Annotated in this window: 13 protein-coding genes, 2 tRNA genes and 3 rRNA genes; 14 read left to right on the top strand and 4 right to left on the bottom strand. The window is 34.2% G+C overall.

Going from position 1 to position 25,261, the window contains the following annotated elements:
• Nucleotides 1-69 precede the first annotated feature (69 nt).
• Both ACZ49Z_RS20000 and ACZ49Z_RS19995 read left to right on the top strand, forming a co-directional pair.
• The gene (locus ACZ49Z_RS20000; RefSeq protein ID WP_464308084.1) at nt 70-2,274 is read left to right on the top strand and encodes a multicopper oxidase family protein; all 2,205 of its coding nucleotides are present in this window, start codon (nt 70-72) and stop codon (nt 2,272-2,274) included.
• Nucleotides 2,275-2,614: 340 nt separating this feature from the next.
• Nucleotides 2,615-3,103: a hypothetical protein gene (locus ACZ49Z_RS19995; RefSeq protein WP_464306056.1), complete on the top strand. Its 489-nt coding sequence runs from the start codon at nt 2,615-2,617 to the stop codon at nt 3,101-3,103.
• Nucleotides 3,104-3,362: 259 nt separating this feature from the next.
• On the opposite strand, the gene ACZ49Z_RS19990 is transcribed toward ACZ49Z_RS19995, so the two are convergent.
• Nucleotides 3,363-4,061: a LytR/AlgR family response regulator transcription factor gene (locus ACZ49Z_RS19990; RefSeq protein WP_464306055.1), complete on the bottom strand. Its 699-nt coding sequence runs from the start codon at nt 4,059-4,061 to the stop codon at nt 3,363-3,365.
• A complete protein-coding gene (locus ACZ49Z_RS19985; RefSeq protein ID WP_464306054.1) occupies nt 4,058-4,876 on the bottom strand; it encodes a sensor histidine kinase in 819 nt (272 codons plus the stop codon). The genes ACZ49Z_RS19990 and ACZ49Z_RS19985 overlap by 4 nt, the downstream gene beginning before the upstream one ends.
• A 211-nt stretch (nt 4,877-5,087) precedes the next feature.
• Here ACZ49Z_RS19985 and ACZ49Z_RS19980 point away from each other — a divergent pair, with 211 nt between their 5' ends.
• Both ACZ49Z_RS19980 and ACZ49Z_RS19975 read left to right on the top strand, forming a co-directional pair.
• Entirely contained in the window at nt 5,088-6,260 is a 1,173-nt protein-coding gene (locus ACZ49Z_RS19980; RefSeq protein WP_464306053.1) for a metallophosphoesterase, read from the top strand.
• Between the two features lie 13 nt (nt 6,261-6,273).
• Nucleotides 6,274-6,951 carry a CPBP family intramembrane glutamic endopeptidase gene (locus tag ACZ49Z_RS19975; RefSeq protein WP_464306052.1) on the top strand — a complete coding sequence of 226 codons (678 nt, stop codon included), beginning with the start codon at nt 6,274-6,276 and terminating at the stop codon, nt 6,949-6,951.
• A gap of 201 nt (nt 6,952-7,152) precedes the next feature.
• Here ACZ49Z_RS19975 and ACZ49Z_RS19970 read toward each other — a convergent pair whose 3' ends face one another.
• On the bottom strand, nt 7,153-8,256 hold the full coding sequence (locus ACZ49Z_RS19970) for an acyltransferase family protein (RefSeq protein ID WP_464306051.1): 1,104 nt from the start codon (nt 8,254-8,256) through the stop codon (nt 7,153-7,155).
• Nucleotides 8,257-8,988: 732 nt separating this feature from the next.
• On the opposite strand from ACZ49Z_RS19970, the gene ACZ49Z_RS19965 reads away from it, so the two are divergent.
• From ACZ49Z_RS19965 to ACZ49Z_RS19940, 6 genes are all read left to right on the top strand, one after another.
• A 16S ribosomal RNA gene (locus ACZ49Z_RS19965) occupies nt 8,989-10,505 on the top strand.
• Between the two features lie 84 nt (nt 10,506-10,589).
• Nucleotides 10,590-10,663 (top strand) — tRNA-Ile (locus tag ACZ49Z_RS19960).
• A 91-nt stretch (nt 10,664-10,754) separates the two neighbouring features.
• Nucleotides 10,755-10,828 (top strand) — tRNA-Ala (locus ACZ49Z_RS19955).
• Between the two features lie 175 nt (nt 10,829-11,003).
• Nucleotides 11,004-13,875 (top strand): 23S ribosomal RNA (locus ACZ49Z_RS19950).
• A 145-nt stretch (nt 13,876-14,020) separates the two neighbouring features.
• Nucleotides 14,021-14,130 (top strand): 5S ribosomal RNA (rrf, locus tag ACZ49Z_RS19945).
• Together the 16S, 23S and 5S rRNA genes with 2 tRNA genes alongside form the textbook arrangement of a ribosomal RNA operon.
• A 757-nt stretch (nt 14,131-14,887) precedes the next feature.
• Nucleotides 14,888-18,313, top strand: a complete 3,426-nt coding sequence (locus ACZ49Z_RS19940) for a methylmalonyl-CoA mutase family protein (RefSeq protein WP_464306050.1) — start codon at nt 14,888-14,890, stop codon at nt 18,311-18,313.
• Nucleotides 18,314-18,963: 650 nt separating this feature from the next.
• On the opposite strand, the gene ACZ49Z_RS19935 is transcribed toward ACZ49Z_RS19940, so the two are convergent.
• Entirely contained in the window at nt 18,964-21,168 is a 2,205-nt protein-coding gene (locus tag ACZ49Z_RS19935; RefSeq protein WP_464306049.1) for a choice-of-anchor I family protein, read from the bottom strand.
• Nucleotides 21,169-21,596: 428 nt separating this feature from the next.
• On the opposite strand from ACZ49Z_RS19935, the gene ACZ49Z_RS19930 reads away from it, so the two are divergent.
• The 4 genes from ACZ49Z_RS19930 to ACZ49Z_RS19915 all read left to right on the top strand — a co-directional run bounded on the left by ACZ49Z_RS19930 (nt 21,597) and on the right by ACZ49Z_RS19915 (nt 25,232).
• A complete protein-coding gene (locus tag ACZ49Z_RS19930; RefSeq protein ID WP_464306048.1) occupies nt 21,597-22,058 on the top strand; it encodes a hypothetical protein in 462 nt (153 codons plus the stop codon).
• The gene (locus ACZ49Z_RS19925; RefSeq protein WP_464306047.1) at nt 22,058-23,821 is read left to right on the top strand and encodes a tetratricopeptide repeat-containing sensor histidine kinase; all 1,764 of its coding nucleotides are present in this window, start codon (nt 22,058-22,060) and stop codon (nt 23,819-23,821) included. Before ACZ49Z_RS19930 ends, ACZ49Z_RS19925 begins: the two co-directional genes overlap by 1 nt.
• Nucleotides 23,818-24,429 carry a response regulator transcription factor gene (locus ACZ49Z_RS19920; protein WP_464306046.1) on the top strand — a complete coding sequence of 204 codons (612 nt, stop codon included), beginning with the start codon at nt 23,818-23,820 and terminating at the stop codon, nt 24,427-24,429. The genes ACZ49Z_RS19925 and ACZ49Z_RS19920 overlap by 4 nt, the downstream gene beginning before the upstream one ends.
• A 440-nt stretch (nt 24,430-24,869) precedes the next feature.
• Nucleotides 24,870-25,232: a hypothetical protein gene (locus ACZ49Z_RS19915; protein ID WP_464306045.1), complete on the top strand. Its 363-nt coding sequence runs from the start codon at nt 24,870-24,872 to the stop codon at nt 25,230-25,232.
• The last annotated feature ends 29 nt before the right edge of the window (nt 25,233-25,261 follow it).

The raw sequence follows: 25,261 nt of genomic DNA, 5'->3' as shown, positions 1-25,261 counted from the left end.
TAATGATGATCTTAAATGAAAACAAAAGAATATTTTCATAAAAAATTGTTGCTGTTAGTAGTATTACTAATGGCAACTGTTACCGTATTCGCCCAAAAAGTGGTGCGATATGACCTTTACGTTACTGACACGCTTGTTAATTTTGCAGGAAAAGAAAAACGAGCGATTGCAGTAAATGGACAAATTCCAATGCCAACTTTAATTTTTACCGAAGGCGACATAGCTGAAATCTACGTTCATAACAGACTCAAAGAAAGCACCTCATTGCATTGGCACGGTTTGTATTTGCCAAACAAAGAAGACGGTGTTCCTTTTTTAACTCAAATGCCTATTGAACCAAACACAACGCATATTTATCGTTTTCCAATTATTCAAAACGGAACACATTGGTATCATAGTCATAGCGGTTTACAAGAGCAAATTGGAATGTATGGTTCACTAATTTTACTTAAAAAGCAAGATGACCGAACTTTTAGAAAAGAAATTGACGATTTACCAAGTGTTCCCATTATTTTAAGTGAATGGACAAACTACAAACCTGAAAATGTTCACCGAATGTTGCATAATGCTTCGGATTGGTTTGCTATTAAAAAAGGGACAACACAAAGTTATTTAGAAGCCATGATAGAAGGACATTTTAAAACCAAATTGACAAACGAATGGAAAAGAATGTTGGCAATGGATGTGAGTGATATTTATTATGATAAATTTTTGATAAATGGGAAAAATGAAAGCCAACTTTCACAATTTAAAGCAGGCGATAAAGTGCGGTTACGAATTTCAAACGGTGGAGCATCGTCCTATTTTTGGCTTACTTATGCAGGTGGAAAAATAACAGTAGTTGCCAATGATGGTAATGATGTTGAACCTGTTGAAGTTGATAGATTAATTATTGGGGTTTCTGAGACTTATGATGTTATTGTAACAATTCCAGCAGAAGACACGGCTTTTGAATTTCTTGTCACACCAGAAGACCGCACTAAATCAGCATCTATTTATATTGGTTCAGGTATCAAACAGTTGGTAAGTCCTTTGCCAAAACTGAAATATTTTGAAGGGATGAAAATGATGAACGATATGATGAATATGGACGGTACTATGAACGATATGGGAATGGATATGAGTCTTCAAAAAATGGATATGAACACAGTAATGTATCCAGAAATTTCAGGAGAAAAAAAGCAAAATAAAATGCCCGAAATGAAAATGGACGGTACAGACCATAGTAATCACGGAAGTCATTCGACAACAAATTCAGCAATAGTAACGCTTAATTATGCCATGCTAAAATCGCCTACAAAAACGACACTTCCAGCAAATGCACCAATAAAAGAGTTGAGATTTGAATTAACAGGAAATATGAATCGCTATGTGTGGAGTATGGACAACAAAGTACTTTCGGAAACAGATAAAATTTTGATAAAGAAAGGCGAAATTGTACGAATTACGCTTTACAATAACTCCATGATGCGTCACCCAATGCATTTGCACGGACATGATTTCAGGGTAATTAACGGACAAGGTGATTATGCACCACTTAAAAACGTATTAGACATAATGCCAATGGAAACCAATGTAATTGAGTTTGAAGCTAATTTGGAAGGCGATTGGTTTTTTCATTGCCATATTCTATACCATATGATGGCAGGAATGAACCGAGTATTTAGTTATGAGACCCAAGAATCAAACCCCTTCTTACTAGATAAAAAATGGGCATACAAAAAACTGCAAAATGAAAGCAACCAAAACCATTTTATGGCTCAAAATGATTTTGCAACCAACGGAAATGATGGTATGGTAATGTTACAAAATACGCGTTGGAGCTTTGGTACGGAATGGCGTTTGGGCTATAACGACCATCACGGTTATGAAAGTGAAACGCACATTGGAAGGTATGTTGGCAGAAACCAATGGCTAATGCCTTTTGTGGGTTTTGATTGGCGACACAGAAAATTGGGGATTGATGAACAAGAAAGAAATCTATTTGGTCAAAAAAACACCAAAGACAACCGTACACAATTTAGTGTTGGTCTTGCTTATACTTTACCAATGCTTGTTATCTTTCAAGCAGAAATGTATCATGACGGAAATGTAAGAATACAACTAAGACGAGAAGATATACCGGTTTCAAAACGACTTAGGGCATCTTTTATGATCAATACGGACAAAGAGTATATGGTTGGGCTGAATTATATTGTAGAGAAAAATTTAGGATTCAGAACACACTATGATAGCGATATGGGATTTGGCGTTGGATTGAGTTTGAATTATTAAAGCCGACGGAAGTAGTTATTAGCTTGTTAAATATACTTTTTTTAAGTTCCTTTCAGGCAGAAGTCTTAATTGACTTCAATTATGGTTTGAGCCTGAAGCATTAAATGAGTTTATATTATCTAATGACTACTCCCGTTTGTTTTTTAACTTAAGAACATACAAAAATTATTAGGACAAGATAATAGGAGAACTACAACAATTTATACACATGTAAATACAAAAGTTTGCTGAAAATAAAGAGCTTTTTTGATGATTTTTTAAGAAGAAAAACAACATTTTTGAAAACGCTATTTATAGTGCCTATAAATAAGTTAGCTGTTATTCTAAAAGCCACAGAACTATGAAAAAAGTAATCAAATTTTTCTCTATTACAATCTTTATTATTTGTTTTTTACCAATGTTTCAAACATGTGCAGACAGCACAATTCTTGAATATCAACTTCATGATGGAGTTATTGTGAATTCAGAAATCAATAAAGAAGTTCTAAAGCAGAAGAACGATTCTTTAAAAAGAAAAAATAAACATCAAAAAGATTTACGTTTAGCTGCGTTAAAAAAAGAATACTCAGTTAATGCTTATGAGTTTGGATTCTTATATTATAAAGAATTTGGAATACAACATTTTAGTGATTGGACATTTTATCCATGTTTATGCTTTACAATTGCAATTATAACTTCATTAATTGTATTATTAAAAGCACTAAAGGAAAAAGCTAAAAAAGTTTTTAAATTGTCTTTACTAAATTTAGCTATATTAATTTTATCAATGCTAATTTTTATTTTCAAAGTTGGTGATGAAATTATCGAACAGATTACATTCTTATTCTAAATATTCTAATTTTAATTATCCTATCTAAAATTGAGATCAACAGGAACAACCATTAAAAACTAAGGTTTATTCGTAAGTTTTTAGTGTTTTTTATAGGTATTCATTTTCACCTCTTGGGTAGATGAGCAAAGCGAACAGATGAAGCAATGCATTGTAATCATTGAACACAAAAGCACCAATACTAAAAGGGGAGTAAATCGTGGTTGAATTCTTAGACTAGAATAGGGAAAGTTTATTGATTCTATATCAAGCACTATGGTTACAGTTTTAAGAAATCGGAAACTTTCATTTTATACAACTTTCCTATTGGTATTTGATGTTCTTTGATTAGTATTCTATTACCTTCTATAGCGTTAATATTATCTTTAGAAACGATAAATGATTTATGAACTTGTAGAAATTTATTTGACGATAGTTTTTCTAAAAGATCAGATATTTTTTCTCTAATTACTATTTGATTTTCTTTTAGAATAATTTTACAATAGTTTCCCGCTGCTTCTATAAATAGAATATCGTTTAAATTAACTTGAATGTGCTTTTTATCACTATATAAGAAAATTTGTTGTTCTTCTGTTATTATGAGCGGCTCTAATTGTCCTAAATGGCTTTTTGAATGACACGTTTTATTTATGGCTTTTAAGAACCTCTCAAAGCTAAATGGTTTCAATAAATAATCAACCACATTTAATTCATAACCTTCTAATGCTTGTTCTTTATGTGCAGTTGTTACAATTACTGTTGGTGGCTTGGATAATGTTTTTAAAAAATCAAACCCTTTTAGTTTGGGCATATTTAAATCTAAAAAAATGAGATCTACATTATTCTCTTGTAAAAACGCTAACGCGTCAATGGCATCATAGCAATTTTTTAGCAATTTCATATTGGGTAATACATCACAATATCCTTTTATAATATCGTGTGCTATATTTTCATCATCAATAATTAAATAGGTAATCATAACTGTAATTGTAATTGGGCTAAAAACACGATGTTATTTTTTTGAATTGTTAATTTATGCTTTTTGGGATATGCTAATTCAAGTCTTCTTTTTAAATTTTTGAGTCCTATGCCACTTTCTTTTGGAATTTCCTTTTCGTCAAAATTATTTTCTATTTTAAAATCGAGTGTTTTATCATTACTTCTTATGTCTATGGTAACATAGGTGTTTTCTCTCAAATTTTCCACACCGTGTTTAAAAGCATTTTCTAACAGGATGATTAACAAAAGGGGTTTAATTTGTATATTTTGATTGGCTAAATCGGTATTTAATTGAATGTCAATTTTTTTGTTATACCTTATTCTATGTAATGTGATATAATTCTTCATATAGGAGATCTCTTCGTGCAGAGCAACCGTGTTCTTTTCGCCTTCATAGATACTATATCGCATTAAATCTGAAAGTTTTAAAATAAGATTTTTTGCTGTATTTGTGTCTTTATCAATTGTTCCATAAATAGTATTGAGCATATTAAAAAAGAAATGAGGATTCACCTGACTTTGCAAGTGTTGTAATTCGTTTTTTTTTGTTTCGTTTTTTAAATTTAAAACAGATTTTAGTTGAATAGTAATCCAAAGAATACCGCCTAAAAGTAATAAACAATAGTATATTATTACAATAATTGCTATTGCTGATGGATAATTATCGAGAAAAACCACAGCATTATTTCCAAGTATAACAGTTTCGTAGGTAATTATGCCTAATGGAATTAGAATACTTATTAAAACTGAAATTTTAACGACAAACCAATTGTTTCTTTTTAAAAGAGATATCATAGTGTAAAAATAATATAAATAAATGGTCAAAAAAATAATAGTGATGATTGTTAATTATTGAGGGTTGTATCGGCAGCATGGTGTGATAACTATATTGTAGGCTACATAATTTGTTATTTATATAACTCAAAAGGACGTATGTCACAAATATTTATTTATCCTATGATGGCTCAATATATTTGGTCTTTTAAAAATTTAAAACGAAAATTAGATGAAAAAAAGAATTATACTATATCTAAAAAACGTATTTGGAACCATCTTGGTTTTATTAGTAATTGGTATTACTGTTTTAGTTTGCTTCAACGGAAGCTTTGAATATGGAAGTAATTCATTAAAAATGAATTTGGAAAAAGAAGGTCCTTATGTGTTTTATGAAAACGATAGTACACTAAATGTAAATTATATAAGAGGGAATAAAACAGACGGGTTTTATCTTGACAAAACCAAACATGCTATTAATGAGCTTATCCCTGCGTCTTGCTATTTCTCTCTAGATGCTTCTCGTTTTGATTTTAATATACAATCGGAGTTTGAAATACCCGAAACAACCTATTCTGATAATCAACCTATAATTGCCATTTCTGATATTGAGAGCAGTTATAAAACATTTAGAGATTTTTTAATTGCTAATAAAGTTTTAGATTCCGATTTAAATTGGATTTTTAAGAAAGGCCATTTAGTTTTATTAGGAGATTTTGTAGATAGAGGTTTTTCAACAACTCAAGTACTTTGGTTTATATATAAATTGGAACAAGAAGCTAAAAAACAAGGTGGGAAAGTGCATTTCATTATAGGAAATCACGAACTCTATAATATGCAAGGAAAATATGAATCTGCTTCCTACAAGTATTATGCTGTTGCAAATATTTTAGGAAAACAGCATCACGATTTGTATAATAAAGACTCTTTTCTAGGGAAGTGGATGGCTTCTAAAAACACAATGGAGCTTATTAACGGGCATCTTTTTGCGCATGGAGGTATTCATCCAGATATAGTAAAATATGATGTGTCAATTGAAAAAGTGAACCAGATAAATAGAGCGAATTATTACCATTCTTATTATCCAAAACCTAAAGAAACTCTTGAACAATTCATTCTGTCTAACCAAAAAGGAATTTGTTGGTACAGAGGGTATTTTAATGAAGATTTGTCGCAAGAAGAAGTTGAAAAAGGAATTAAAAAGTTTAATGCAAAAGATATTATTGTTGGGCATACATTGCAATGGTCAATAAAAAAAATATATGATGGAAAAGTCTTTGCAATTGATGTAAAACATCCAAAGGATTATAATAAAAATTGGCCTAACAAAAAGTCTGAAGGCTTATTAATAAAAGAGAAAAACTATTTCCGTTTAAAAGCGAATGGAAAAAAAGTAGCATTGTAAAAAGATTGAGATTATGAAATCAAGTATTTACAATTTTTTATCAAAACCATATATTGTCATATTAACCATGCTCATTGCTCCAATATTTGGTTTTATAGACCGAAATTTTGTATTTTTTTTCGGGCTAGGCATTGCATTTTTAATTTTATGGGGAAGTAATTTTGAATGGTCAAAGTTTGGAATTGGAAAAAAAATGGAAAGGAATGTGGTTATAAAAAGCTTACTAATATCATTTTTATTTTTTATTTGCTTTAGCTGTATTGATCCTGTCCTCCAATATTATTTGGGCGATTTTGACTTATCATCTTTGGAGGATATTAGAGGGAATTTTGTGGGCTATTTTATTTTGATGATTGTCATGTGGATTTTTGCCGCTTTTGGGGAGGAATTTCTTTTTAGAGGTTATTATATGAAGTCATTAGCAGAATTGTTTGGAAATTCTAATAAAAATTGGTTAATATCTGCGTTTATTACTTCAGTTTATTTTGGGATTTCTCATATATACCAAGGTAGAGCAGGAATGGTTTCTACATTTTTATGGTCATTCTTTATTTCATTGCTGTTTAATAAAAACAGAAACAATTTACTTTTACTTGTATTAATACATGGATTTAATGACACAATAGGTTTGACACTTATTTATTTGAATAAAGATAATGTTGTTTCAGAATGGATACAACTATTTTTTTAGTACCTATTTTTGATAGTAGAATATAAAAACTAAAGTCAGAAGTTCTGTTTTATCCATTTGTACTTATTTTTTTATAGGTATTCATTATTTCATTTCTTCGGTTTATTGGAGTATAGGCACTTATAGCCAGATTGTAATGATAAATACCTGTAAAAAAAATAAAATTAGTAATGTAAACCTTGAAAGGTACTGCTTGTTTTGTTATACTTTAATAAAAACATTTTTTTTATATAAAAAGTAAAGAAAAGCCCATTCAACAGCTATGACACCTAATAGAATAACAACAGGTTGTAAATCGCTAAATAAAGAAGCAAAACCACTAAATAAAAAAACAGCAGTAGCTTTAAAGTCAATAATGCAAGTTGCCATGTATATTGCAATAGAGTTTAATCCGATAACTCGAAAAAAAAATGTCCATTTTTGAAATTTCCAAATATCAATTATAAGATAAAAAAGAGCTAATAAAATAAAGCTAATTCCACCTGTTAGAAGATTAAAAGTAGAAGTCCAAATAGATTTAATAATAGGATACCAGTTGTTGAGTAGTAATGCTAAAATAATTAAGCAAGTACCAATAATTGAATAGAGCATTACTTTTTTATATGGACTAAAAACGGTTGATTTTAAAATGAGACCAGCCAATGTTCCCATTAAAGTAATTGCCGAAGCAGAAAAAATACAGAGTAACCCTTCGGGATCAAATACTTTTCCATAAAGTTTACCTGGTAGGAATATTTGGTCTATATAGCCATTGATAGATCCTTCAGGGGTTAGGATTCCAGCTCCATGATTGGGTACAGGTACTATTAATTGTAGGAAAGTATAAAAGATTAATATGGTTATAATCCAGATGGTAATGGATTTAAATGTTCGAAAGTTTATGGCAATAATTGATCCTATTAGATAAGCGAGACCAATTTGCCCTAAAACACTTGCTATTCTAAGGGTTTCAAATTGTAAATTTAGAATTCCATTATAGACAAGTCCTAGAAGAATTAGAATAATAGCTCTTTTAATAACTTTAAAATATATTGTCTTTTTAGGTATGTTTTTTTCTAGTTTTCCAAATAAAGCAAATGGTATGGCAATTCCTGAGATAAACATGAATAATGGGAAAATGAGATCATAGGCATAAAATCCGTCCCATGTTGCGTGATCCATTTGTTTTGCCATGGTATCTGCCCAAGTCCAAGAAGTTTGTTGCCCTAATGTTTTGAATAAGATGTCACCACCAATGATCCAAAACATATCAAATCCACGTAAAGTATCTAGAGACAAAATTCGCTCTTTAGAAATGTTAGTCATTTTTTATGTTTGTTAGTTTGTTTCTGTAAATATAAAAAAAACTAAGCTTATTTAACATGGCGTTCAAAAGCAGCCAAAATGCGTGAATCACAAGATTTGTCAAAAGATTAAGGAGAAACAGACCATATAAAAGTAGGGATGCTTTTAGTTTATTTTTTTTAGATGATGTTTGGTATGCTGTATATAGAAAGCGTAAAGGGTATTATAGAAGGATATGCAATTTGGTAAGAAAAAAAAGTTTTTATTGTAAGTGATTGAAAATTAAAGTGCTAAAAAATATATTTAAAAATAGTTTCAAAAACATTAGGAAACTAATAAAAAGTGACTACTTTTGCACCCGCATTACCGCAGAGGTTCTTTGGTAGATTAATGAAGATAAAACGAGAGTTTTGGGTTTTTAAGAAAAGAAAAAAAATATTTTCAAAAAAGCTTGTCGGAATTAAAAAACTAATTATCTTTGCACCCCGCAAAACAGGCGAAGTTCAGATACATATTGAGTGAGATTTAAGATAAAAAAATATCAAATAAATCTTGCGAGATTAAAAAGAAGGTTGTAGTTTTGCAGCCGCTAACACAGAGACGCAAGTTTTGGAGTTAGGGGTTTAAAATACGAAAGACACGTTCATAGACATATTGAATTGACAGCATAATTTAGAGTGATTTAAATTATAAAAATAAGAGAGTAGAGGCGAATTAAACACACTAGTTTTTATCGTACAATATAAAAAATATACGATGAAGAGTTTGATCCTGGCTCAGGATGAACGCTAGCGGCAGGCCTAACACATGCAAGTCGAGGGGTAGAGGAAGCTTGCTTCCTTGAGACCGGCGCACGGGTGCGTAACGCGTATGCAATCTACCTTGTACAGGGGGATAGCCCAGAGAAATTTGGATTAATACCTCATAGTATTATTGGAAGGCATCTTCTGATTATTAAAGTTCCAACGGTACAAGATGAGCATGCGTCCCATTAGTTAGTTGGTAAGGTAACGGCTTACCAAGACGATGATGGGTAGGGGTCCTGAGAGGGAGATCCCCCACACTGGTACTGAGACACGGACCAGACTCCTACGGGAGGCAGCAGTGAGGAATATTGGACAATGGGCGCAAGCCTGATCCAGCCATGCCGCGTGCAGGATGACTGCCCTATGGGTTGTAAACTGCTTTTATACAGGAAGAAACACCTCTACGAGTAGAGGCTTGACGGTACTGTAGGAATAAGGATCGGCTAACTCCGTGCCAGCAGCCGCGGTAATACGGAGGATCCAAGCGTTATCCGGAATCATTGGGTTTAAAGGGTCCGTAGGCGGCCTTATAAGTCAGTGGTGAAATCTCCTAGCTCAACTAGGAAACTGCCATTGATACTGTAGGGCTTGAATTTTTAGGAAGTAACTAGAATATGTAGTGTAGCGGTGAAATGCTTAGATATTACATGGAATACCAATTGCGAAGGCAGGTTACTACTAATGGATTGACGCTGATGGACGAAAGCGTGGGTAGCGAACAGGATTAGATACCCTGGTAGTCCACGCCGTAAACGATGGATACTAGCTGTTCGGATTTTATCTGAGTGGCTAAGCGAAAGTGATAAGTATCCCACCTGGGGAGTACGCACGCAAGTGTGAAACTCAAAGGAATTGACGGGGGCCCGCACAAGCGGTGGAGCATGTGGTTTAATTCGATGATACGCGAGGAACCTTACCAGGGCTTAAATGGGAGACGACGTTATTGGAAACAGTAATTTCTTCGGACGTCTTTCAAGGTGCTGCATGGTTGTCGTCAGCTCGTGCCGTGAGGTGTCAGGTTAAGTCCTATAACGAGCGCAACCCCTGTCGTTAGTTGCCAGCGAGTAAAGTCGGGAACTCTAACGAGACTGCCGGTGCAAACCGTGAGGAAGGTGGGGATGACGTCAAATCATCACGGCCCTTACGTCCTGGGCCACACACGTGCTACAATGGCCGGTACAGAGAGCAGCTACATGGTGACATGATGCGAATCTTCAAAACCGGTCTCAGTTCGGATCGGAGTCTGCAACTCGACTCCGTGAAGCTGGAATCGCTAGTAATCGGATATCAGCCATGATCCGGTGAATACGTTCCCGGGCCTTGTACACACCGCCCGTCAAGCCATGGAAGCTGGGGGTACCTGAAGTCGGTGACCGTAAGGAGCTGCCTAGGGTAAAACTAGTAACTGGGGCTAAGTCGTAACAAGGTAGCCGTACCGGAAGGTGCGGCTGGAACACCTCCTTTCTAGAGAAAGATATAGATTAGTGTTTTATATAGCATTTACTCTCGCTGTTGGTTCAAATAATACAATAAAACTTAAAGAAACAGAGTCTCGTAGCTCAGCTGGTTAGAGTACTACACTGATAATGTAGGGGTCGGCAGTTCGAGTCTGCCCGGGACTACTATTTTAAAGTTTTAAGAGGAAATTCTAGAGGTTTGCTAACCGTTTTAAGTAGTGTTAACTAAAAACTGTTAACTGATCACTAAAGAAACGGGGGATTAGCTCAGCTGGCTAGAGCGCCTGCCTTGCACGCAGGAGGTCATCGGTTCGACTCCGATATTCTCCACTATTCGAGTGAATAGTGAATAGTGAAAAGTATTAGTGAAAACTAGTTACTAATTACTAAGGACTAATTATTAGAAAACCGTTCATTGACATATTGAGAAAAGAAAAAATAAAAATATAATAGAAAGCACAAATTTCGGGTGTTGTATAGTATATAACACTTGATAAAACAAGTACAATAAGCAAAATAAGGGCGTATGGGGAATGCCTAGGCTCTCAGAGGCGAAGAAGGACGTGATAAGCTGCGAAAAGCTACGGGGATTGGCACACACGAATTGATCCGTAGATATCCGAATGGGGCAACCCACTATGTTGAAGACATAGTATCCGATAGGAGGCAAACCCGCTGAACTGAAACATCTAAGTAGGCGGAGGAGAAGAAAACAAAAGTGATTCCGTAAGTAGTGGCGAGCGAACGCGGATTAGCCCAAACCAGAGTTGTTACGGCAATTTTGGGGTTGTAGGACCACGAGATTTCTTTTGGATTGAATTAGAATAACCTGGAAAGGTTAACCAAAGAGGGTGATAGTCCCGTATAAGTAAGAGAAGATAAGGATAGTGGTATCCTGAGTAGCGCGGGGCACGTGAAACCCTGTGTGAAACTGGCGGGACCATCCGCTAAGGCTAAATACTCCTGAGAGACCGATAGTGAACCAGTACCGTGAGGGAAAGGTGAAAAGAACCGTGAATAACGGAGTGAAAAAGATCCTGAAACCATACGCTTACAAGCGGTCGGAGCCCTTTCGTGGGGTGACGGCGTGCCTTTTGCATAATGAGCCTACGAGTTACCGTTGCTGGCAAGGATAAGTACTTCAGGTATGGATCCGTAGCGAAAGCGAGTCTGAATAGGGCGCCTGAGTCAGTAATGGTAGACGCGAAACCGTGTGATCTACCCATGGGCAGGATGAAGCTTTGTTAACCCAAAGTGGAGGTCCGAACCCGTTGACGTTGAAAAGTCTTGGGATGACCTGTGGGTAGGGGTGAAAGGCCAATCAAACTCGGAAATAGCTCGTACTCCCCGAAATGCATTTAGGTGCAGCGCTAAATTAGTTATATAGAGGTAGAGCTACTGATTGGATGCGGGGGTTTCACCACCTACCAATTCCTGACAAACTCCGAATGCTATATAATGATTTTTAGCAGTGAGGGCATGGGTGCTAAGGTCCATGTCCGAGAGGGAAAGAACCCAGACCATCGGCTAAGGTCCCCAAATGTATACTAAGTTGAAAAAACGCGGTTTGTCTGCCCAGACAGCTAGGATGTTGGCTTGGAAGCAGCCATTCATTTAAAGAGTGCGTAACAGCTCACTAGTCGAGCGGACGAGCATGGATAATAATCGGGCATAAGTATACTACCGAAGCTATGGACTCTACGGAGTGGTAGGGGAGCATTCTAAATTGGGTTGAAGGTGATATGTGAGTATTGCTGGACTATTTAGAAAAGAAAATGTAGGCATAAGTAACGATAATGCGGGCGAGAAACCCGCACACCGAAAAACTAAGGTTTCCACAGCTATGCTAATCAGCTGTGGGTTAGTCGGGTCCTAAGGCGCATCCGAAAGGAGAAGTCGATGGCCAACGGGTTAATATTCCCGTACTACTTATAATTGTGATGGAATGACGGAGTGATGAAAGCACCGCGAACTGACGGAATAGTTCGTTGAAGTATTTAGCTATAAGATCTATAGGCAAATCCGTAGATTTTGGTGATATACGATAGTACTCGGCGTCTTCGGACAAAGGGATAGTGTGCCTAAGGGCTTCCAAGAAAAGTTTCTAAACTTAGATTATAAGTACCCGTACCGTAAACCGACACAGGTAGTTGAGGAGAGAATCCTAAGGTGCTCGAGAGATTCATGGCTAAGGAATTAGGCAAAATAGACCTGTAACTTCGGGAGAAAGGTCGCCAGCAGTAATGCTGGCCGCAGTGAAAAGGTCCAGGCGACTGTTTATCAAAAACACAGGGCTCTGCAAAATCGTAAGATGAAGTATAGGGCCTGACACCTGCCCGGTGCTGGAAGGTTAAGAGGAGATGTTATCTTCGGAGAAGCATTGAATTGAAGCCCCAGTAAACGGCGGCCGTAACTATAACGGTCCTAAGGTAGCGAAATTCCTTGTCGGGTAAGTTCCGACCTGCACGAATGGTGTAACGATCTGGACACTGTCTCAGCCATGAGCTCGGTGAAATTGTAGTATCGGTGAAGATGCCGATTACCCGCAGTGGGACGAAAAGACCCTGTGCACCTTTACTATAGCTTAATATTGACCTTGGACACGTGATGTGTAGGATAGGTGGGAGACTATGAAGTGGCGTCGCTAGGCGTTGTGGAGTCATTGTTGAAATACCACCCTTTGCTTGTCTGAGGCCTAACCCCGCAAAAGTGGGGGACATTGTTTGGTGGGTAGTTTGACTGGGGTGGTCGCCTCCAAAAGAGTAACGGAGGCTTCTAAAGGTTCCCTCAGCACGCTTGGTAACCGTGCGTAGAGTGCAATGGTATAAGGGAGCTTGACTGAGAGACATACAGGTCGATCAGGTACGAAAGTAGAGCATAGTGATCCGGTGGTTCCGTATGGAAGGGCCATCGCTCAAAGGATAAAAGGTACGCCGGGGATAACAGGCTGATCTCCCCCAAGAGCTCATATCGACGGGGGGGTTTGGCACCTCGATGTCGGCTCGTCACATCCTGGGGCTGGAGAAGGTCCCAAGGGTTGGGCTGTTCGCCCATTAAAGTGGCACGCGAGCTGGGTTCAGAACGTCGTGAGACAGTTCGGTCTCTATCTACTGTGGGCGTTAGAAATTTGAATGGATCTGATTCTAGTACGAGAGGACCGAATTGGACAAACCTCTGGTGTATCTGTTGTTCCGCCAGGAGCACTGCAGAGTAGCTACGTTTGGAAGGGATAAGCGCTGAAAGCATATAAGCGCGAAACCCACCATAAGATGAGATTTCTTTTAAGGGTCGTGGAAGATGACCACGTTGATAGGCTATAGATGTAAAGGCAGTAATGTCATAGTCGAGTAGTACTAATAACCCATAAGCTTATGTACGTATTCCTGCACCGTAAGGTGCAGGGAGTCACTTTCTAATAAAAAATAAATTTTCTTGTCTCAATATGTTAAGATATTGTTCTAATTATTCAATGTTGAAAGATATTTACTAATTAGAAATATTGCTCAAAGCAATGAAACCTCTTAAGGTGATTATTGCGTCGGGGCTCACCTCTTCCCATTCCGAACAGAGAAGTTAAGCCCGACAGCGCAGATGGTACTGCAATTTTGTGGGAGAGTATGTCGTCGCCTTTCTTTTGAAAACCCTAATCATAACTGATTAGGGTTTTTTGTTTTTATTAATTTGATGATTTTTTAGGGGAGTATGCATAAAAAAAGAGCGGTCATTTAAAACCGCCCTCTTTTACAAAAATAATAAACTAAAACATTAAAAATTGGTTTGACTATAAATCCTTCACTTTTTGTTGAATAAAATTCAACGAATCTTTAATAATAAAAATGCTGTACCTTAATAAAACTAAATCGACCTTTTAATTTTATTTAGAGCGTTTTATCATAATAGAATAATTAAAATAATTATTGTTTCAGTATTAATTTTTAATTCTTTCATTACTAAATAATGTATTTACTACATTATGTAATCCCCAAAAAAAACAAATAGTACATGAAATTAGTATAAAGAAAGATAACTATCTTGTTTATTTATTATGTAAGCAAGAAGACTACTTCATTATTTCTTGTGTAAAGGTATATTTACTTGTTTTTTTTTGAAATTATAAAAAAAATAATTTTATTTAAATCGTTAAAATGTATTTTTTAATCGCTGAAATGCATTTTTTGTATGTGGCAGTCACATTATTTGCTATGAAAAGAAGAAAAATTGTGAATTATATTTGTATAAGTTAGATAAATTGATTTTACGCAACCAAGATTTTAGATAAGATAATAGTGATTGATTTTACAACAAATTATTGATTTTTATATTCATCATTGTTATTTATAAAATGATAAATTCGTAAATTGCGCTACAAAATTTTAGATAAAATTACACATGGAACAACAACAACCTTATATTCCTAATAATAAAGTAAGAATAGTTACTGCAGCATCACTTTTTGATGGTCATGATGCGGCTATTAATATAATGCGTAGAATTATTCAAGCTACAGGCTGTGAAGTAATTCACTTGGGGCATGATAGAAGCGTGGAAGAGGTTGTAAACACAGCTATACAAGAAGATGCGAATGCAATTGCTATGACGTCTTACCAAGGTGGGCATACTGAATACCTAAAATATATGTTTGATTTGCTTGCAGAAAAAGGAGCGGGTCACATTAAAATATTTGCTGGTGGTGGTGGCGTAATACTTCCAGTAGAAATTGAAGAATTGCATCAATATGGGATTGAGAAAGTATATTCTCCAGACGATGGTCGTGCAATGGGGCTTCAAGGAATGATTAATGACTTAGTGAAGCGAGCTGATTTTCCTATCGGAGATCAGTTAACAAACGAGGCTGATTGTTTAGAGAATAAAAATCCAAGAGAAATTGCACGTGTTATTTCGGCAGCTGAAAATTTTCCGGAAATTGCAAAACCGATTTTAGATAAAATTCACGCAGCAAATGAAACATCTAAAATACCGGTACTTGGGATTACAGGGACAGGTGGAGCTGGAAAGTCATCATTAGTAGATGAATTAGTACGTCGTTTTTTAATTGATTTTCCAAACAAAACCATAGGTTTAATTTCGGTTGACCCATCTAAACGTAAAACTGGAGGAGCACTTTTAGGAGATAGAATACGCATGAATGCGATTAATAATCCTAGAGTATATATGCGCTCATTAGCTACTCGTCAATCCAATTTGGCATTATCTAAATATGTTGCAGAAGCTATTCAAGTACTGAAAGCCGCAAAATATGATTTAATTGTGTTAGAAACTTCAGGAATTGGACAATCGGATACTGAAATCATGGATCATTCCGATGTTTCTTTATATGTAATGACTCCAGAATTTGGTGCTGCTACTCAATTAGAGAAAATCGACATGTTAGATTTTGCGGATTTAGTTGCGTTAAATAAATTTGATAAACGAGGTGCTTTAGATGCAATTCGTGATGTGAAAAAACAATACCAACGCAATCATAATCTTTGGGATGTAAATCCTGATGATATGCCTGTTTTCGGAACTATTGCGTCACAATTTAATGATCCAGGAATGAATACGCTCTACAAGGCGATTATGGACAAAATTGTTGAAAAAACAGATTCTGATTTGCGCTCAAATTTTGTTATTACTCGCGAGATGAGCGAGAAAATTTTTGTCATTCCACCACATAGAACCCGTTATTTGTCGGAAATTGCAGAAAACAACCGTAAATATGACGAAACCGTTTTAACACAAGTTGAAGTTGCACAAAAGTTATACGGAATTTTCAAAACGATAGAATCGGTAAATGGAAACTTCCCTCAAATAGATAAAGCAGGAATCGTTGAATCCTCTATGCAAATTAACGATTCTAACAAAGATTTTGTATCGCTTTTATTGAAAGAATTTGACCGCGTTAAAATGAATTTAGATCCTTACAATTGGGAAGTGATTCAAACTTGGGATGACAAAGTAAACAAATACAAAAATCCTATTTACTCATTTAAAGTAAGGGATAAAGTAATTGAAATTAAAACACATAGTGAGTCGTTATCACATACACAAATTCCTAAAATAGCCTTACCAAAGTACCAAGCTTGGGGTGATATTTTAAGATGGAATTTACAAGAAAATGTACCTGGTGAATTTCCATTTGCGTCTGGATTGTATCCATTCAAACGTGAAGGAGAAGATCCAACGCGTATGTTTGCTGGTGAAGGAGGTCCAGAGCGTACTAACCGCCGATTCCATTATGTGAGTTTAGGTATGCCAGCCAAACGTTTGTCAACCGCTTTTGATTCGGTAACACTTTATGGAAATGATCCAGATCATAGACCCGATATTTATGGTAAAATTGGTAATGCTGGAGTTTCTATTTGTTGTTTAGACGATGCTAAGAAATTATATTCTGGCTTCGATTTAAGTCACCCAGCAACTTCTGTTTCGATGACGATTAATGGACCGGCACCAATGTTGCTTGGTTTCTTTATGAATGCTGCAATTGATCAAAATTGTGAAAAATATATTAAAGAAAATGGATTAGAAGCCGAGGTTGAAGCAAAAATCAAAGCTATCTATGCGGCAAAAGGAACAGAAAGACCTGTTTATAATGGAGCTTTACCAGAAGGAAACGATGGTTTGGGACTGATGCTTTTAGGAGTTACAGGAGATCAAGTATTACCAGCAGATGTATATCAAGATATTAAAATTAAAACATTAGCACAAGTTCGAGGAACAGTTCAAGCGGATATTTTAAAAGAAGATCAAGCGCAAAATACTTGTATTTTCTCTACAGAGTTCGCGCTACGTTTAATGGGAGATGTTCAGGAATATTTCATTAAAGAGAATGTTCGTAATTTCTATTCGGTTTCGATTTCGGGCTATCATATAGCAGAAGCAGGTGCTAATCCAATTACACAATTGGCTTTTACTTTAGCAAATGGTTTCACTTATGTGGAATATTACCTAAGTAGAGGAATGAACATCAACGATTTTGGTCCTAATTTATCATTTTTCTTCTCTAATGGTATTGATCCTGAATATGCTGTAATTGGTCGTGTAGCACGTAAAATTTGGGCAAAAGCGTTAAAATTAAAATACGGAGCCAACGAAAGAGCACAAATGTTGAAATACCATATTCAAACTTCTGGTCGTTCTTTACATGCACAGGAAATTGATTTTAATGATATTCGTACGACCTTACAAGCATTGTATGCCATTTATGACAACTGTAATTCATTGCATACTAATGCCTATGATGAAGCAATTACAACGCCAACTGAAGAATCGGTACGTAGAGCCATGGCAATTCAGTTGATTATCAATAAAGAATTAGGTTTAGCGAAAAACGAAAACCCGATTCAAGGTTCTTTTATTATTGAAGAATTAACCGATTTAGTTGAAGAAGCTGTTCTTTTAGAATTTGATAGAATTACCGAAAGAGGAGGCGTATTGGGAGCAATGGAAACCATGTATCAAAGAAGTAAAATTCAAGAAGAATCCTTGTATTATGAGACCTTAAAACATACTGGCGAATTCCCTATTATTGGTGTGAATACTTTCTTAAGTTCGAAAGGTTCACCAACGGTTATCCCTGCGGAGGTAATTCGTGCAACAGAAGAAGAAAAATTATTCCAAATTAAAACATTAGAGAACTTGCATAAAGGAAATGCAGAGAAAGTGAAAGAACAAATTAACTTATTGCAAGAAGCTGCCATTAAAAACGAAAATATTTTCGAATTACTAATGGATGCTACTAAATATTGTACGTTAGGTCAAATTACTTCAGGATTATTTGAAGTAGGAGGTCAGTATAGAAGGAATATGTAAGCAGTTTATCATTGCAAGGAACGAAGCAATCTTATTAAATTGTAAATCAAAATGAGAATATAAAACCTTTCAGAAATGGAAGGTTTTTTTGTTTGTTGAAAAAATGAACTTGTTGAACCAAATTACGTATTAGACTTTGTTATGAGAGAAATAGATGTAAAATAGTTACGAATTACGGAAGTTTTGTCCTATAAATGTAGCATTTTATATTAAGGACATAAAACTGAGTATCGAAGCTATTTTTCGTGATAGAATTCAAAGGCTTAGTTAGGGTGTAACTAAATAGAATAGCTAAAACACTTCAATTACAACCTTAAAGACATAAATTACAAGTCCAAAAAGGGTAACTATACTATTTTATGGTCACTTTTAATACTTAAAGTAATTCTAATCATATTAAAAGTGTAAAAATAGATACTTAAAATATGTTTTAACTTACTAAAAGTAAAATAATCTTTACTAAAGGTAAATATTATGATTATATAAGTGTCAATTTTCATACTAAAAGTTAGTGCTTTAAAGTAAAGTGTCTTAACAACTAGATAATGAACCCCAAATAAAGTCAAGATTATCTGAAAGCAGATAATATTAAAAAAAAGACCTTCCATTCGGAAGGCCTCTTTGGGAATCTATACAACACATTTTTTTAATTATTCAACAACTATCTTTTGTGCGATTCCATTTTTTGTTTTTATAAAATAAATTCCTTTAGGATAATTCATTTCTAGACTTAGTGTGTTTTCTTTTTCAATTAGTTTTTTACCAAGCATATCATACAAGCTAACACTAACTGTTTCCTTAAAATATACCACACCATTTTTTGTAGGGTTAGGATAAACTATAAAATCATTTTTTTGAGTAAACGCTTCATGCGACAAAAGATCATTAGTTATTTCATATAAACTTAAAGTAGCACTCACCTCATTTGCCATAATGACTAATCCTTTGTTTATTGGACTGTCTTGTGGAGCAATATAAATAATTCCTTCTGGTCCTAAATCTCCACCCATATTAGTTGTGTTTCTACTATTTTTGTAGGAAATGAAGGTAGGAGCCATTGGATTGGTAATATCATAGGTCATTAAACCTCCAATTCTTTCTAAGGTAATAAAGGCATAGGTAGCTCCATTAATTTCTGCAATAGTAATTCCTTCTGGCTCTGGTCCTTTGTTATCGCTTCTGTTTTTAGAGGTATTGTTGTCGTTGCTTGCATTGAATAGGCTTCCGTACACAGGGTCAGCTGCTGTAATTTTTTCAAAATCGGAACCACTGTCATAGACCAACACACCCGTTGAAGCATTCCAAATACTAAAAGAACGTGTTCCAAAAACATGAATTTCGTCAAAATCGCCATCATTATCAAAATCACCAGTAGCATTAGAAACGGTTAATCGACCTAGGTTCTTATTGTTTTTTAAAAAATCGGCATTAGGGAAAACATTTGCATCTAAAATGTAACTACTGCTCCCCACTCTTTTTTCTTCCGACAAACCAGCATAATCTCTAGAATCACCTTCATTAGCAGTAACCAGATAGGTAGTTCCACCAACAGTATAGTTTGCTATAGCGTCGGGCATATACATTCCTTTAATAGGCCAATTTCCCATAAATATTCCTCCAAATTGATCTGAAGTATCCAACTCATTACCATTAAGCATGTGGTCTTTAAAACCTAAGGGAGAAATAGTTGTGATTTGATTTGTTGCTAAATCTATAGTTGCTATAGCATTGTTTTCTTGCAAAGTTACCCAAGCTGTTAATCCATCGGGAGCAACTGTTATATATTCCGGTTCTAGATCTCTAGAAACAGATGCATTCACACCATAAATTCGAACATTATTGGCTCTTAAAGTTGCTAATTGACTATCAAAGGCATTAAAATCTAACAATGTAACATCACTTTGTTGAATGGCATTATAACCAGCAGTTACGTCAATAATAGAAATACTTCCTTCTGGATCAATAGTGTAATCATCACTAGGCTGTCCTTCATTCGCTGTAAGCACTTTTGTTCCATCTGGTGTGAAAGTAACCATGTCAGGGAGTACTCCTACTTCCACAACAGCACCAATGTTACCATTTGTATCCATAAAAACGACTTTTCCATTCGCAAAATTGGCTGTTTCAACTGAAGCAGCAATCATTCCATTTTTAACCGCTATACTTGTTCCACCAATTCCATAAGGAGAAAGGTCAATAGATTGAATTGGAGTAATAGCTGATGGATTCGAAAAATCTAAAATTTCAATTTTTGAAGCTGTAGAGTTCATCACAAATAAACGTTGTGAAACAGGATCATGAGCCACAATTTCTGCAGAACCAGTTGCGTCAACTAGATAGCTTGCTAGAAAATTAATGTCTAAAGCACTAGAAGTAGAAGGCGTGTTTTCTTCATCTTCTAAGATGTAAACAGTTTTTTTAGTAGTACCAACAATTGTTCCGTTTACAGGATTTGCTAGTTCCAAAATAAAATACGTATCTCCGTAGAAAGTAGTGTTATTAATAATTGGTATAGTTACGGTTACAGAAGTTTCATTGGCTGCAAAAGTAACCGTTTGATTTGAAAAAGTATAATGAGTACCATTGATAGCAGTACCATTGATAGTAGATGCTATTAAGTCAACCGAAGTTGTCCCTGAAGAAGGATTCGTTAAAGAAATACTAACATTTACACTATTGTCATTTTCATTTACAATAGAAAATTCCGTAGAAAAAGATATTTCTGTAGTAAGAAATGTTGGTGCAATTATATTTTTAGAAATTCGTTCAGTTGCAGCATGATTGCAAGTAAAGCTTTTAGCATTACTACTTTGGAGTGCAAAAAGGAATAATAGTAGCGTAATTTTTGTTCTCATAAAGTTTGTCTATTTGTTTATTCCACAAACTTACAAGTAGCTAAATTGGTCTCCGTTAATATAAAATCATTAATTTTTATGCAAAACATTATGAAAAAGTTTCTAAATTATTAATAGTGTAAATAAATTGTTAAAAGGTCTTTTTTGTTATAATAAAGAATTAACAATTTAATTGTTTTTATTTAGCCAAAAAGGACAAAATTTCTCGATACGTTTTGCAATTGAATGTGATGTGTAGCAAAAATTTTTCAATTGAGTTCATTTTATAAGCAATATAATTATCTATTTTGAGGTACATGAGTTGTTAAAAAAGTATATCAAAAATTAGTTTCATTCAACGAGTGCTAAAAAAATAAATACCTATTGTTAGTGATTTTTTTAGTATTTTGTAGTGTTATTTTAGCACAATAAATTTAAAAACAAAAACCATGAAAGTATATCAATCGTGTGGAAAAATCACAAGCCTTGGTGAGATAAAAACAGTAGAAATAAAAACCATGTTGCCAGAAATACCTGAAGGGAAATATAAATATGTAAAGTATTATAACATTTCTAATAAAGATTATTTCGGGCTTTTAGGTATTTTACTTATTGAAGGCGGAGAAAATAAAGATTTAAATGACTTTAATGCTCCATTGAATAAAATAAAAGTAGATGAAGAGCCTTTAAAACTGAATGAATTATTGCCAATTAATGAAGGGAAAGATTTTTCAAAAATAAAGCAAGGAGATACAATTCACTTTATGTGTTTTCACGATGAAAAATTTAATGGTTCCGATAAAGAATTGAAAGTATTTCAAGAGAGTTTGCCAAAATTTCCAGACTTTGATTTCATAGAAGAACCAAAAGTGGGCAATGGTGGAGTACTCACTTTTGAAGGTTGTATGTAATGAAGAAAAGAGGAAAAATAATAATGAATATAGCAGCAATTTTTATTGTTGCTTTTTCATTTTCGCAAACTATACAATTAAAAAAACTAAAAGAAACACTTAGCGCAGTTGATATAGAAGCGTCTAAAAAACTCATTGATGCAATAGAAAACACACCTTTAAATTTAAATCAGAAAGCCAATTTCAATTATTTAAAAGCCAATTACTATAAGTTAATAAATGAAGACAACAAAGCATATGAATATTATTTAAAATCAAAAAAAGCCTATGTACATCAAGATAGCCTTTCCAAAGTAGCCACTATAAATATTGAAATAGTTTCGCTCTTGTTAGCTATCGACAAAAATAAAATTGATTATAATCTCTATATCAAAGAGTTTGTTGAATATGCAGAGAAATCTAACGACTCCAAAGTGCTTAGCGAAGCCTATATGCAATTGGGAAAATCATTCTATAATGCCAATCCTAAATTAGCTATAGCTTATTTTTTAAAAGCATTAAGCGAAAATGCAAAAGGAGAAGATGAAATATTCAAAGCCAGAATAATGCAAAATATTGGAGCGACTTATGCATCAGATGGAATTTTAAAATTAGATTCAGCACTTTATTTTTATAATAAAGCCATGCCTATTTATCAAAAAAACAAGTTGAACGAATACATTTCCTATATCTATATTAATAAAGGAGTAGTATTCACAAAAATGAAACACTATGATGAAGCAATAGCCTATTTTCATAAAGCAGATTCAATACCTGTAAAAGAATTTAAAAATAAAAACAAAGCAACTATCTATGGATTTTTAGCAAATGCCTATAAAGAAAATGGAAGCTTTAAAGAAGCTATTGCTTTTATGGAGAAACAAAAAGTATATCAAGATATTCTCGATGAAAAAGAACAAAACAAAGCCATTATAGAAATAGACACAAAATATAAAACAGTAGAAAAAGAAAAAGAAAACAAAGCTTTAAAACAAATTAATTTTAAAAACAGAATAACTATTGTAGTCAGCTTGGTTCTGTTGTTGTTATCTATTCTAATAGGTGTTTTGTCATTTAAAAACATAGCAAACAAGAAGAAAATCATTGAACAACAAAAAACAATAGAAGTCAAACAATTAGAAAGTCAATTAAAGCAAAATCAGCTAAATGAAATTGATAAAATGCTAGAAGTTCAGGAAAAAGAGCGACAAAAAATAGCAGATGAGCTCCATGATAATTTAGGTAGCTTGTTAACCACATTAAAGATCAACTTTGAAACCATAAGAAACCAGAATGATAATTTTGAACTGTTCGATAAAACAAATGCACTACTCGATGAAGCCTATAATGAAGTGAGAACAATTGCACATCTTAAAAATAGCGGAGTAATTGGGAAACAAGGACTCTTAACAGCAGTAAAAAAAATGGCAGATAAAATGACAGTGCCAGACAAAATTATATTCAATGTTATTCCATCTGGTTTAAATGAAAGAATAGACAATACTTTAGAAATACTATTGTTGAGAATTATACAAGAATTAGCTGCCAATATTTTAAAGCATGCAGGAGCGAAAGAAGTAAATATTTATATAAATCATTATGATGATGAAATGAATCTAATGATTGAGGACGACGGAGTAGGATTTGATATGTTAACAACCCATGAAACAAAAGGTATTGGACTAAAAAATATTGAGAGAAAAATTGAACAATTAAACGGAACATTTACTATAGATAGTAAAAAAGGAAGCGGAACAACCATAATAATAGATTTACCATTATGATACGAATTGTGATAGCAGAAGACCATCAAGCATTAATAGATGGTATAAAATTAGCCTTAGAATATGAAGAAGGAATAACTGTGGTGGGTGAGGCTTTAGACGGAGAAATGCTAGTGGAATTAGTAAGGAAAAAACAACCAGATATTATAGTAACCGACATAAGAATGCCAAAATGTGATGGCATTACAGCTACGCGAATATTAAAAAAAGAATTTCCAAATTGTAACACGATAGCTTTTAGTATGTTCGATCAAGATGAAGCTATTGATCAAATGAAACAAGCTGGAGCAATTGGTTATATCATGAAAAGTTCACCATTGAAAAAATTAATAGCAGCAATAAAAAGTGTGGCAAAAAACATACCCTATTATGATGATGCAATAGTAACGAAAGACAAGCTCACCAAAGAAGAAATTATTTTAAGCAAAAGAGAAAAAGAAATTTTAAGATTAGTTGGTGAAGGGAAAACATCACAAGAAATTGCAGACCTACTATTTGTTGCAAAAAGCACAGTAGATACCCATAGAAAAAACATACTAAAAAAAATGAATATTTATGGTAAAACCGATCTTATCCGATTTGCAATCGAAAGAAAATACGACTTCTAAAAAGTAAACAAAGCATAAGTAAAAGTAAACAAGAGGTTAGCGCAATCGAACAAGACGTTAGCACAATCAAATAAGAGGTTAGCGCAATCGAACAAGAGGTTAGCTCAATCGAACAAGGGGTTAGCGCAATCGAACAAGAGGTTAGCTCAATCGAACAAGGGGTTAGCGCAATCGAACAAGACGTTAGCACAATCGAACAAGACGTAAGCTCGAATGAATAAACCATTAGCACAAAAAAACAAACCTTAGACACAATTTAAAAATAAGTATTTTCAGAAAGTAAACCATAAAATCCCCATCGTTAGGGATTTTTTTGTGCTTATAAATGAAGAATTTTACAAAGTAGTTAGCTAACAAACAAAGAAAATGGAGACTAGAAACCATATTAAACAGGGCGTAACCGAAAAGCCAAACGAGTAGGGATTAAAAAAAACAAAAAAATGGCATTTGGAATAACAGCTATAAAGGAAATAATTAATGATAGCAAAGAAACGTTGCATATTGTTAAAAAAGAGAATCCAGATAATGATCGACTTACAATTCATCCAGGTTATACTTCTGGACATGAAATATGGATTCCATGGGTTGGTAATCAAAATGAATTTGATAAAAAAGTATTAGAAATAACATTTGCGGAAAGCAAAAATAAAATATGCATTTGGCAAAGTGGAAACACAGTAAGGTATTCTAAAGGAAGTTTTTCAGATGGAGGTTTTGCTGTTGCACCAATGCAAAAAACCGATGGAGAAAGGAAACTAACAATAACAGATTCAAAAGTGATTGTAGAGGAATATAATAATTAAATCAAGTAATTATTTAATAAATTAAAATC

This window comes from Flavobacterium sp. KY-23415 (assembly GCF_055384985.1).
The sequence above is the reverse complement of the archived record's forward strand: the minus strand, read 5'-3'. Positions and strand labels throughout refer to the sequence as shown.